Annotated in this window: 9 protein-coding genes and 3 pseudogenes; 9 read left to right on the top strand and 3 right to left on the bottom strand. The window is 74.1% G+C overall.

The genetic code is table 11. The annotated features are described in order from the left end of the window. Positions 1-14: 14 nt before the first annotated feature. Together DRB96_RS42135 and DRB96_RS42130 are read left to right on the top strand one after the other, a co-directional pair. Positions 15-608 (top strand): TetR/AcrR family transcriptional regulator, encoded by a 594-nt coding sequence (locus tag DRB96_RS42135; protein WP_112453056.1) that lies wholly within the window; start codon positions 15-17, stop codon positions 606-608. A gap of 36 nt (positions 609-644) precedes the next feature. Then, positions 645-1,388 (top strand): annotated as a pseudogene (locus DRB96_RS42130) (AMP-binding protein); the annotation flags it as partial. A gap of 199 nt (positions 1,389-1,587) precedes the next feature. On the opposite strand, the gene DRB96_RS43600 reads toward DRB96_RS42130, so the two are convergent. Next, a complete protein-coding gene (locus tag DRB96_RS43600) occupies positions 1,588-2,004 on the bottom strand; it encodes a hypothetical protein (protein WP_162689174.1) in 417 nt (138 codons plus the stop codon). A gap of 104 nt (positions 2,005-2,108) precedes the next feature. Between DRB96_RS43600 and DRB96_RS42125 the strand changes: the two genes are divergently transcribed. The 5 genes from DRB96_RS42125 to DRB96_RS45725 all read left to right on the top strand — a co-directional run bounded on the left by DRB96_RS42125 (position 2,109) and on the right by DRB96_RS45725 (position 7,157). Beyond that, entirely contained in the window at positions 2,109-3,386 is a 1,278-nt protein-coding gene (locus DRB96_RS42125; protein ID WP_112453055.1) for a hypothetical protein, read from the top strand. A gap of 83 nt (positions 3,387-3,469) precedes the next feature. Next, entirely contained in the window at positions 3,470-4,777 is a 1,308-nt protein-coding gene (locus DRB96_RS42120; protein ID WP_112453054.1) for an MFS transporter, read from the top strand. Positions 4,778-5,062: 285 nt separating this feature from the next. Then, complete coding sequence (locus tag DRB96_RS42115) at positions 5,063-5,701, top strand: hypothetical protein (protein WP_239516702.1); 639 nt, start codon at positions 5,063-5,065, stop codon at positions 5,699-5,701. Further along, positions 5,698-6,171 carry a MarR family transcriptional regulator gene (locus tag DRB96_RS42110; protein ID WP_112453053.1) on the top strand — a complete coding sequence of 158 codons (474 nt, stop codon included), beginning with the start codon at positions 5,698-5,700 and terminating at the stop codon, positions 6,169-6,171. Before DRB96_RS42115 ends, DRB96_RS42110 begins: the two co-directional genes overlap by 4 nt. Before the next feature lie 293 nt (positions 6,172-6,464). Next, on the top strand, positions 6,465-7,157 hold the full coding sequence (locus DRB96_RS45725) for a signal protein (protein WP_239516700.1): 693 nt from the start codon (positions 6,465-6,467) through the stop codon (positions 7,155-7,157). A gap of 58 nt (positions 7,158-7,215) precedes the next feature. Here DRB96_RS45725 and DRB96_RS42095 read toward each other — a convergent pair whose 3' ends face one another. Together DRB96_RS42095 and DRB96_RS42090 are read right to left on the bottom strand one after the other, a co-directional pair. Then, on the bottom strand, positions 7,216-7,686 hold the full coding sequence (locus DRB96_RS42095) for a DUF402 domain-containing protein (RefSeq protein ID WP_112454471.1): 471 nt from the start codon (positions 7,684-7,686) through the stop codon (positions 7,216-7,218). A gap of 605 nt (positions 7,687-8,291) precedes the next feature. Then, entirely contained in the window at positions 8,292-8,825 is a 534-nt protein-coding gene (locus DRB96_RS42090; RefSeq protein WP_112453052.1) for a dual specificity protein phosphatase family protein, read from the bottom strand. 389 nt (positions 8,826-9,214) lie between these two features. On the opposite strand from DRB96_RS42090, the pseudogene DRB96_RS45720 reads away from it, so the two are divergent. Further along, a pseudogene (locus tag DRB96_RS45720) lies at positions 9,215-10,078 on the top strand (alpha/beta fold hydrolase); the annotation flags it as partial. Positions 10,079-10,597: 519 nt separating this feature from the next. Beyond that, a pseudogene (locus DRB96_RS45715) lies at positions 10,598-11,908 on the top strand (primosome assembly protein PriA); the annotation flags it as partial. Positions 11,909-12,048 lie beyond the last annotated feature (140 nt).

Raw genomic sequence — 12,048 nt, 5'->3', positions numbered from 1 at the left:
AACGAAATCAAGCCATGGCTCCTAAGCAGCAGCGCGGGGAGGCCACCGTCGACCGCCTCCTGACCTCCGCCCTGCACGTGTACAGCACATCCGGCCAGCAGGGATTCACCGTGAGCGCGGTCACCGCGGCCAGTGGCGTCAGCCTGGGCAGCCTCTACCACCACTTCGGCAGCTTCGACGGCCTCGCCGCCGCGCTGTACACCCGCTGCATGCAGCAGCTGTGCGACCAGGTGGCCACCGCCCTGACCCGCAGCCGTACCCCCCGCACCGGGGTGCGCGCACTCGTCACGGCCTACCTGCGCTTCACCCAGGAGCGACCGGACGCCGCGCTGTTCATCCACGCCTCCGCCTGCTCCGGCCACCTCACCGCCCACGCCGACCAGATCAGCGCGGCCAAGGCTCCCATGGCCGAAGCCATCGCCCGCTGGTTGCAGCCGCGGATCGAAGCAGGGGAGGTCGCGCCCCTGCCCGGGTTCCTGATCGAGATGCTGGTGATCGGGCCCGTGGTCGAGACCGCGCGGCGCTGGCTGGCCGATCCCGAGGACATCGATCTCGCCCAGGCCGCACGGATCCTGCCCGACCGCATCTGGCGGGCGCTGCAACCGTAGTGGCCCCACGGTCCCCCGGGCCTTGCCCACCTCGCCCAGTCGCTCCTCGACCACCCCCAGCGCGACCACCACGACCTCTCCGCCCTGCGCCTGGTCGTCACCGGCGCCGCCGTGGTCCCGCTCCAGCTCGTCGAACGCCTCCGTGGCGAGCTCCACATCGCCACCGTCCTCACCGCGTACGGGCTCTCCGAGGCCAGCGGCATCGTCACCATGTGCCGGCGCGGAGACCCGGCGGAAACCATCGCCGCCACGTCCGGGCGGGCCATCCCCGGTACGGAGCTGCGCATCGCCGGGGCCGACGGGCAGCCGCTGCCGGCCGGAGAGGCCGGGGAGGTCTGGGTACGCGGCCACAACGTCATGCAGGGCTACTTCGAGGACCCGGCCGAGACCGCCGAGGCCATCACCCCCGAGGGCTGGCTGCGCACCGGTGACGTCGGGGTCCTAGACGCCGCCGGGAACCTGCGCATCACCGACCGGATCAAGGACATGTTCATCGTCGGCGGATTCAACGCCTACCCGGCCGAGATCGAGCAACTCCTCGGCCTGCACCCGGACATCGCAGACGTCGCCGTGGTCGGCATCCCCGACCCGCGGCTGGGCGAGGTGGGCAAGGCGTACGCGGTACGCCGCCCGGGAGCGCTGCTCACCCGCGACGACCTGATCGCCTGGTCGCGCCGGGAGATGGCCAACTACAAGGTGCCGCGCGAGGTGGAGTTCGTCACCGAGCTCCCGCGCAACGCGAGCGGCAAGGTCCTCAAACGCGAACTCCGGGCCCGCTGAGGCGGGGACCGGCCGGACCGGACGGACCGGCCGAACCCGCCGAACCGGCGGGACCGGACGTCGACATGTCCGTGCTGCGCCCGGACGGTCAGCGGTAGGAGCCCTCGACCCGTTCGTTGCCACGACGGCGGGCTTCGACGATCAGGCCCACCTGAGCATCCCGCCCGGCCGCCACGCCGCCCTGCGCGCTCGGAGCCCCTCAACCTGGGGGCGGCCCGCAGCCCTTGCAGGTGCCGGGGGCCGGGCTCCGGAAGGCCTTCTCGCACGTCGGGCAGATGTGGAAGGGGTCCGGCGGTACGAAGACGGGAGCGCGGGGGAGCGGTACCAGCGGCGGCGGCAGCTGGGCCGCGAGGCGATGGGCGATGAGCCCGGCCGGATTGCGGAGGGGGTGCGGCAGGTCGCCCGTCAGGGCGCCGACCAGCGCGTCCACCCCGGCCCCGCGCTCCAGCCAGGCCTCGACCCCGCCCGCGAGGTACCGGATGTCCCGCTCCCCGAGCAACAGCCGCGCGTCGATCCGCCGCAACTCGGCCAGCACCTCACGGGCGAGCCGCCGCCGCCCGGAGCCTGGTGGGGCTTTCGGCAGTACGCGCCGCTGCTGCCAGCGGCCACCGCGCAACCGTGGTGTGGAGCGCGTCGCCGGCGCCGGATGTGTATAACGGCCAGCCCCCCGGCTCGACCCCTCACTCCACGACACCCCTTGGACGGAAGGTTTGATTCCGCATGCCCTTTGAAGATGAGCTCGGCGAAGCCCTCAGGCACGCGGGAGACGGCTTCAGCGCCGACGGCCTCGACCTCGTCGCCGCCGGCGAGCGGCGCGGGCGGCGGATGGTGGTCCGGCGGCGGGCCGCCGTGGCCGGCGGATCGGCGCTCGCCCTCGCGGTGATCGGCACGGTCGGCGTCTACACGGGCGGGCTGTTCGGCCCGGGCGGCGGCGGCCCCGCGGTCGTGGCGGCCGCCCCGGAGCCGCCGGTTCCGACACCGGCGCCGTCGACGGACGGCGAAGGGCGGGGAGGCCCGCGCGTCGGCTCCGGGGCCGTCTCCGCGGAGCAGCTCATCGAGGTGTTCAAGGAGTTGCTGCCGCAGGGCAAGCTCACCCTCGCCACGGCGCGGGGCACCGACGACGAGCTCGGCCCGATGGTGAGCGGGGTCTTCGACGACGGCAAGGGCAAGGGCGCCATCGGCCTCAGCCTCAACCGGACGGACCCGAAGGGCCGGGGGGCCGACGGCATGGTGACCTGCCCCTCCAAGACGACGGTGAACTACGAGAACTGCGTCTCCGAGACGCTCGCGGACGGTTCGCGCCTCATGCTCTTCCAGGGCTACGAGTACTCCGACCGCAGGGTGGACACGAAGCGCTGGCGGGCCACGGTGGTGACCCCGCAGGGGTTCCTCCTCGACGCCCAGGAGCACAACGCGCCGACCGAGAAGGGCTCGGCCACCACCCGGCCCACGCCGCCGCTGACGCTCGACCAGCTGCGGGCGCTCGTGACCTCCCCGCTGTGGCACCCGGCCCTGGACGACCTGCCGTCCGCCCCCACGGAGCCGCCGGCCGAGCCCGTGCGGTCGGGGACGGAGGCGCTGGACATCCTGGGCGAGCTGGTGGCCGGCTACGGGATCCCGGTCGTCGGCAAGGACGACGACGGGGCCGACCTGGGCTACGTGGTGCTCGACGAGGGCAAGGGCAAATCGCTGGTCAGCCTTCAGATCCAGCCGGATAACCCGGGCCACCCGGGGACGTGGGCGGACCTGTTCACGACCGCCGATACGCTGCCGGACGGATCGAAGCTCCTGACCCGGAAGCAGCCGGGGGAGAAGGGCGGGGCCGGCGTGGTCTGGTGGAGCGTGGAGGTGCTGCGGCCGAACGGCACCCGGCTGATCGTCTCCGCGTTCAACTCCCCGACCCAGTCGGCGGCGGCGACGCGCAAGCTGCCGGCGCTGACGATGGAGCAGCTGCAGGAGATCGCGACGAGCCCGAAGTGGCCGGGGTTCGGGCAGTAGCCCCTGCCCCGCCCGTAGAACAGCAGCCGGAAGTCGGGGCTGGACCGGAAGGGGTCGAGGCCGGGCACCGACGATGGACCGTCGTGAGCAGATCCCGTTTCGCCTCCGTACTCCCCGACCTCGCCCCCTTCCGGTCCAGCCCCGACTTCCGGCTGCTGTTCTACCAGGGCACGGTCACCTTCTTCGGCTCGTTCATGGCCATGATCGCGCTCCCGCTCCAGATCAAGCACCTGACGGACTCACCGCTCGCGGTCGGTGCGATGGGAGCGGTGGAGCTGGTCCCGCTGGTGGTCTGCGGCCTGTACGGGGGCGCCCTCGCCGACTCCGTCGACCGGCGGCGGATGATCCTGCTGACCGAGGCCGGACTCGGGGTGCTCGCCCTCGTGCTCCTGGTGAACTCGGCCCTGCCCGATCCGCTGCTGTGGCCGCTGTACGTGGTCGCGGCCGGCGTGTCCGCGCTGACCGGGCTCCAGCGGCCCGCCCTGGACTCGCTGATGGCGCGGATCGTGCCGCACGACCAGCTGACCGCCGCCGCCGCGCTCAACGGGCTGCGCTACCAGTTCGGGGCCATCGCGGGCCCGGCGCTGGCCGGGCTGATCGTCGCGTTCGCCGGATACGCCTCGGCGTACGCGCTCACCGTCGCGGGGTTCCTCGTATCGGTACTGCTGTGCCTGCGGCTGCGACCGGCTCCGCCAGTCCGGGGCGCCGAACCCCCCTCGCTGCGCGCCATCGCCGAGGGGGCGCGGTACGCGTGGAGCCGCCCGGTGCTGCTCGGAACGTACGCCGTGGACCTGGCGGCGATGCTCTTCGCGTTCCCGAACGCGATCTTCCCCTTCCTCGCGGACGAGCTCGACGCGGTGTGGGCCCTGGGCCTGATGTACGCGGCGGGCGCCGTGGGCTCGATGGCGCTCGGGCTGACCAGCGGCTGGGTGTCGCGGGTACGCCGGCACGGGCTGCTGGTGGTCTGCGGGGCGGGCGTCTGGGGTCTGGCGGTGGCGGCCGCGGGCTGGTCCGGCCACATCTGGATCGTGCTGCTGTGCCTCGCGGTGGCCGGTGCCGGCGACATGCTGAGCGGGCTGGGGCGCGCCACGATCTGGAACCAGACGATCCCCGAGGAGCTGCGCGGGCGGCTGGCGGGCATCGAGGTGCTCTCGTACAGCGTCGGCCCCCAGCTCGGCCAGGTCCGGGCGGGCACGATGGCCGGTTGGACCGGCACCCGCACGGCCCTGTGGAGCGGCGGCCTGGCCTGCGTGGCCTCGGTGGCACTGCTGGCCGCGCTGCTGCCGAAGCTGATCTCCTACGACGCGGACACGGACGAGGACGCGCTGCGCCGCCGGGCCGCGAAGGAAGCGGAGCCGAGCGGGGCGGAGCCGAGCGGGGCGGCGGCCTGACGGGGAGGCGGCCTGACGGGGAGGCGGCCTGACGGGGCGGGTCCGGACTCTACACAGGGTAGATCGTCGGCAGCGTCAGATTGGTATAAGGGACAGGGGTATGGCTGAGATATGTCACCTGTGAGGGGACACAAGACACGCCGAACGTCAACGAGCGTGACACTTGTGTCACCCTTGTTGACATACTGATCTCCGCAGATCAACGGAGTGGAGAGCAGCCTCGTGTCATCAGAGCCACAGCGCCGCCGGGGCAATCCGGTAGGGACTCCGCGTCCCGATCTGCCGGTGGACGACGCGATCTCCGCGTGGAGTCAGCCCCTGGCTCCGGTCAAGGATCTGGACAGCCTTGCGAAGCGGTACCCGACGCGGAAGCTGACCCTGGACGGCGAGCGCAAGCCGCTGGAGTTCTACGGGACCGAGAACCAGCCGAATGCGTTCTCGATGGACAGCCTCGAGTTCTTCCTCGTGATCGCCCAGTACTTCCGGGAAGCGCTGCCCCTGAGGTTGATCCTGCTGCTCATCGCCTGTCAGCGAGCGGGGGGGCGGATTCCGCTCACGCAGGAGGAGATGGCTACCATCCTGGATGTCAGCCGGACGAAGACGTCGGAAGCTCTGCACACGGTGATGTCTCATGGGATCGTCTTCAAGGTGCGGCGGGGTGTGTATCAGTTCAACCCGCCCTACAGTTACCGGGTGGCGGAGTTCATCCCGGGTACCGAGATGACGGGTGAGTTCGTGAAGGTGGAGCAGCACGGCACCATTTCGCAGATTCGTAGCGATACGAGCCTGCCGGACCTGGTGCGCTTCCCTTCGCTGGACCACATGAGGCAGGCCATCGCGGAACTGCGGGCCGAACGGGCAAGAGAGCGCGCTGCGCGTCGGGTGAGCCGGACGAAGCGCACGGGAGAAGGGACGGCTCAGTGAGCACCTTGCGATTCGCTGCGGTCAACGCCGACGGGCTTCTCTCGGACCTCGACCTTCCGCCGGCGGCCTACCGGGTACTGCTGAAGCTGCGTTCGCTCAGTGAGCCGGGCGGGCGGATCCTCATCGACCAGGCGACGGTCGGCGGGATGCTGGACCTGAGCCGGCCGAGCGTGAACGCCGCGCTGCGGAGCCTGGAGCTGGCGAAGCTGGTCCGGAAGATCCGCAACGGCGTCTACCAGATCAACCCGATGCTGGCCGGCTACACGTCCTTCGAGGACGCGGTGGCGGCCGTGAACGAGATGGACGCGGACGAGCGGCTGGACGCGCGGGGCTATGTCGCCAGCTACCACCGGGCGGTGGCGGCGTATCAGGACCAGCTGGCCGAACAGCGCAAGAAGAGGGCGGCCCAGGCCGTGGCGAAGAAGGCCGCGGAGTCGAAGCGGCGTAGGGCGCTGCACGCGGTGGGGTGATGGCCTGCCGCTGGAAGGGCTTCTGAGGGGTGCTCAGGGGCTTGTGAGGGCCTCGGGGGTATCCCGGGGCCCTCACAAGCCCCTGACTTAAGGACGCTGTAAGAGGGAGCTCAGGAACGGCCCCGCGAAGGCCGCTTCGGGGCCACGCCGTCGCGGATCCGTGGTTCGGGGCGGCCCGGACGGCGACGTGGCCCCTGGGTGACGGGGGGGCGCTCCGCGAGTGGAGCGGAGGGCCGATCGTTTGGAGGGGCCCCAGGTCAGAGGGGGTGGGGCCCGGCTTTTATGCTCGCGGGATGAAGACGAGAACAGCTCTGACGGTGGGCGCGGCCCTGGTTTTGGCGTTGGCCACCGCCTGTTCGGGGGACACGGACGGCGCCCGCGACACGTCGGCGGCCGCCTCCGCGCCTGAGTCCGCCTCCGCCTCCGCTTCCCCCTCCGCCTCGGCGACCGCGGCGCCGGAAGCTCCGGTCGCGGGCCGGGACCTCGCCGAGCTGGACGCGTCCATGGTTCAGGGGGCCTGGTGGAGCTGGGCGTCCGCGCCGCGCGCGGGCAATCCCGTCCTCGACCCGGACGGCCGTTTCTGCGGCGGCCCCCGCCAGCCCTCCGGCATGACCCTCCTCGCCGGCACCACCGGCGGCGCGGTCCACCGGACGTGCACCGTCCGTGCCGGGTACCCGCTCGTGTTCCCGCTGGTCAACCGGATGGGGCAGACAGAGGCGGACTGCACGCAGTTCATGGCGGAGGCCGAGGGCAGCGCGACGCTCGACGGCAAGGAGGTCGCCCACCAGCGGTACGAGGCGACCGATTTCCACTTCCTCGCGAGCGAGGACAATCCGTTCACCGGCGACGCCGGCCGGTACGAGGCCAAGGGCTGCGGCCTGTGGGTCCTCCTCCCGCCGCTTGCCGAAGGCCCCCACACCCTCACCATCCGCGGTGAATCAGGCGACTTCACCACGGCCGCCGACTACGACCTGCGCACCGGCTGAGACCAGCCGGTGCGCAGCCCCCGGCCCGGCGGCCGCCCCCGGATCGGGCGTCGCGGGATCAGGCGTGCAGTGCCGTCAGCCCGGCCGCCGAACGGGCCTGGGCCTCCAGGGAGTCCAAGGCGCGCACGGCCTCCGCGGCCGCCTGCGGGTCGGTCGCGGCCAGGCCGCTTTCCGCGAACTCGTCCTCGTCGAGGCGCAGTACGGACGTACCGTCGGCCGACACCCACAGGTCCAGGTCCAGGTCCTCGATCAGGATCCTGCCGTCCTCGACCACCGCCGGGCGCGTGACGTCGCAGTACCAGCCCTTGAGGACGCCCTCGCCGGTCCGCACCTCCTTCACCGCGTACCAGCGGTCGCGCCAGAAGTGCTCGGTGAACACGTCGCCCGGCTCGAAGCGCACGAACCCGAAGTCCCGTACGCCCTCGGCCGCCCAGGGGGCCCGTACGGTGATCCGCGTACCCGTGTCGGCGACCAGCTCCGCCGGGTAGCTGATCTTGGTGCGGCCCGCCTTGGTGAGGGTGACGGTCAGGGTGGGGGCGGGAGGGACTGGAGCCCGCGCACCCGGGTGCGGGCCGTCGAGGCCCTGCCGGACGGCCGGGTCCTGGCCGCACTGGACTGCGTACTTGCCGAGGCGTGGCTGCCGTTGGGCGAACGGAAGTGGGCCGTCGAGGACGAGCAGGGCGGCGCCGGTCAGCCCGCGTACGAGTACGGGGGCCCCGCCGTGCCGGGCGCGCAGGGCCCGCAGGGTCGCGGCGGACCAGCGGGGCCGGCCGGGTGCGGCGTGCCCCTTCGTCGCACGGGGGCGGGCGCCCACGAAGCCGCGTACCAGGACGGGCAGGGTGTGGGTGGCGGCGAACCGGACGCTCGCGGCCCGGGCGGTACGGGCGGCACGCCCCGCCCGGTCCGCCGGGGAGGCGGAGGAGGCGGAGGTCGCGGAGGAAGCCGGGGAGGCCGGCGAGGCCGGGGCGGTCATCCGGCGGCCGCCTCGGCGCCGGGGGCGCCCAGCGCCCCGGGAGCGGCCTCGTGGACCGTGCTCATCCGTGTACCTCCGCGCAGCCGGGATTCGACGGTCGGTGATGTCGCGCTCACCGTACGTCGAGCGCCCCGGGTCCGCGCTCCGAGGACGGCGCACCCCTACGGGCCGGGCGCGGCTCCGGATGCCGGGTCGAGGTCGACGAGCAGGGCGGCGGTGTCCAGGCCTGCGGCGAGGTAGGCCGTGAAGGCCCCGTTGCCCAGGGCCCAGGCCGAGCGCTTGCGCCGGACGAGGCCGATGGCCGCGTCGGGCGTGAGTCCGCCGTCGATCAGGCACTGGGCGACGACGAGCCCGGAGCGGTTGTAGCCGCAATGGCAGCGGACCAGGATCGTCCGTCCGGAGTCGAGGGCGGCACGGGCCGCACCGGCGAGCCGTTGGACGGTGCGCAGCTGCGCACCCGTGAGCGGGCCGTCGGGCACCTCCCCGACCAGGTGCTCCACCCCCGCGTCGGGACCGTGGCCCGGGCGGGTGAAGAGGCTGATGACCAGGTCGAACTCGGAGCCGGCCACGACCGGCCACGGTTCCCCGGCCGGGTCGGTCCAGTGATGGCCGCCCATCCACAGGCCGGGGACGATCTCGTCCCAGGGACTCTGCGGCCCGGGTGCGTCACGGTCTCTCTGACGGGTTTTCCTCATGGCACTCAGAGCCTACAACGACCGTTCCAGGCAAGGCGGTTCAGCCGAAGGCGGCTTCGCGGAAGGCCGTGCGGAGGGGGGCCGACGGGGTGGTGGGCACCAGCGTCGCCCAGCGCCCCCGCCTCGGGGAGCCCCCCAGGGCCGGGCCCTCTCCGCGGGGCCAGCCTCCGCGCGGGGCCGGGTGCCCGAGCCGGCCGCGGCCCGGGCCGAGCCCGCCGGCGCCGCTGCGCCGACCCCGGGCTGCCCACCCCTGACTGACCCGGCCGCGCGCCCGGGGGGGCCGGTGCCTCTCGAACCGGCCGGCGTCGGCGAGGCGGGGCTGGTCCGGGGGGCCGCCCCAGGAGGGTGCAGTGCACCGTTCCCGTTCCCGTTCCCGTTCCCGTACGCGGATGGCCGGCGGCCTCGCGGCCGCCGCCCTGGCGGCCGTCTCGCTCGCGGCGGCGCCCGCGCCCCCGCCCGCCACCGGAGGCATCCGCTGGGGCAGCTGCCCCGAGAAGCCCGTGCCCGCCGACATGCGCTGCGGCACGCTCGCCGTGCCCCTCGACTACGGCCACCCCGACCAGGGCAATGCCCAGCGCACCGTCGCCCTCGCCCTCGCCCGGCTCCCCGCCACCGGTCCCGCCTCGCGGCGCATCGGCTCACTGGTGTTGAACTTCGGCGGGCCCGGCGCACCCGGGATATCCGGGCTCGCCGCCGACCCCGGCCTCTTCGCGGAGCTCAACAAGCGCTACGACCTCGTCGCCTTCGACCCCCGGGGCGTCGGCCACAGCGCCCCCGTCAGCTGCGGCGACGGCCAGGGCGGCGCCCAGGGCCAGGGCCACGGCCAGGGCCACGGCCAGGGCCACGGCCAGGGCCACGGCCGGAGCCAGGGCGACAGCCCGGCGCCCGCCACCGACGGCGCAACCTCCGACGGTGCGGCCACCGAGCTCGCCGCCCTCCGCGCCATGGCCCAGAGCTGCGCACGCGCCTCCGGGCCCGTGCTCCCGTACATCGGCACCGTCAGCGTGGCCCGCGACATGGACGAGATACGCCGGGCGCTCGGCGAGGAGAAGCTCGACTACCTCGGCTTCTCCTACGGGACCCGCCTCGGCGCCGTCTACGCCGCCCAGTTCCCGAAGACCACCGGCCGCATGGTCCTCGACGGGGTCGACACCCTCTCCGAACCGCTCACCGAGCAGGCCCTGGTCTCCGCGGCCGGCCAGCAGCGGGCCCTGGACAACTTCCTCACCTGGTGCGCCCACCGCCCGGGCTGCGTGTTCGGCACGAACACCCGCACCGCCAAGCAGAAGGTCCAGGGCCTGGTCACACGCCTGGACCAGCGGCCGCTGACCGGCGGCGACGGGCAGGCCTTCACCGGGCAGGACGTGGTGGAGGCCATCGGGACCGCCCTGTACTCGCCGAGGATGTGGCCCGCGCTCGCGGACGCGCTGGCCCTCGTCGAGCGCAGCGGCGACCCGGTGGGCCTGATGCAGCTCGGCGGCCCGACCGAACCGCCGCCCCCGGCCCCGCCGGCCGCGTCAGGGCCGCAGCCCGACAGGGTCCCGAGCACGCGCTGGACGCGGGCGTGCACGTCTGTGGATATGCCCGGTTTCTCCGGGAGCCGGGTGAGGGCGGTGCCGCCGCCGCGCAGGCCGGCGTGCGCGGTGCCCTCCGGCCGGGGCCCGAACACCGGGTCCGCGGCGAGGGCCTTGAGGTCGCGGCGCGTGCCGTCGCCCCAGAAGCTCGGCCGGACGCTCTCGCCGCGGACACGGTGTTCGGGCCCCGGCTGGAGGCCCGAGCCCGCGGGCTGGGAGCGGTACGGATCGGGCCCCGCCTTCCTGCGGGCCCTGGCCACCGGCGGAGTCCCGCGCGCCGTGTGGACCGCGCTGCCCGGCCCCGGCTGGGCCGACGAACTGGCCCGCGCCATGGCCGCGACCCTGGCCTCCGGCCGCGGGGCCCTCGCCGTGGTCCCCGACGGGCGCACCGCGGCCCGCGTCGACGCCGCCCTGACCGCCCTGCTCGGCGAGGGCCGGCACGCGCTGCTGACCGCCGAGTCGGGGCCCGAGAAGCGCTACCGGCAGTGGCTCGCCGTCAGCCGGGGATCGGTGCGGGCCGTCGTCGGCACCCGGGCCGCGATGTTCGCGCCCGTACGGGACCTCGGACTGGTCGCGATCTGGGACGACGGCGACTCCAGCCACAGCGACGACCGCGCCCCCTTCCCGCACGTCCGGGAGGTGCTGGAGCTGCGCGCGGTCACCGACGGCTGCGCCTTCCTGGCCGGGAGCACCAGTTGCACGGTGGAGGCCGCGCAGCTCGTCGAGTCCGGCTGGGCCCGGCCGCTGGCCGCCGACCGGGAGACGGTACGGACGTACGCGCCCCGGATCCGGACCGTCGGCGACGAACTGCTCGCCCGGGACGGCGCGGCGCGGACCGCGCGGCTGCCGAGCCTGGCGTGGGAGACCGTGCGGGAGGGTCTCAAGACCGGGCCCGTCCTCGTCCAGGTTCCCCGGCGGGGCTACGTGCCCCGCCTGGCGTGCGAGCGGTGCCGCACGCCGGCCCGCTGCACGGTCTGCGCGGGGCCGCTGGAGGCCCCCGACGAGCGGGACCTGCACTGCGGCTGGTGCGGGCGCCAGGAGAGCGCCTGGCACTGCGAGGAGTGCGGGTCGTTCCGGCTGCGGGCCCAGGTGGTCGGCGCCCGGCGCACCGCGGAGGAGCTGGGGCGTGCGTTTCCGGCGGTGCCGGTACGGACCTCCGGGCGCGACCACGTCCTGGACGAGGTGCCGGACCGGCCCGCGCTGGTCGTGTGCACGCCCGGCGCGGAGCCGGTCGCGGCGGGCGCCGGGTACGCGGCGGCGCTGCTGCTGGACGGCTGGGCCATGCTGACCCGGCCCGATCTGCGGGCGGGCGAGGACGCGCTGCGGCGCTGGATCGCGGCGGCCTCGCTGGTGCGGGGCGAGGGGCAGGTCGTGGTGGTGGCGGAGCCGACCCTGAGGCCGGTCCAGGCGCTGGTGCGGTGGGACCCCGTCGGGCACGCGGTGCGGGAGCTCGCGGAGCGGTCGCAGCTGGGCTTCCCGCCGGTCTCGCGGATGGCGGCGGTGGCGGGGCAGGGGGGGGCTCCCCCAGGGTGTGAGGAGCCGCCATTCTCGGAGCCGCAGGCCGGTGGAGATCGCAAGCGAGCCACCGGCGGCGTTCCTGCCGGTCTCGCGGCCCCGAAACGTGTGGTCGGGTTCGCCGTCCGGGTCGT

The sequence above is a fragment of the Streptomyces sp. ICC1 genome (assembly GCF_003287935.1).
GTDB lineage: Bacteria > Actinomycetota > Actinomycetes > Streptomycetales > Streptomycetaceae > Streptomyces > Streptomyces tritrimontium.
The sequence above is the reverse complement of the archived record's forward strand: the minus strand, read 5'-3'. Positions and strand labels throughout refer to the sequence as shown.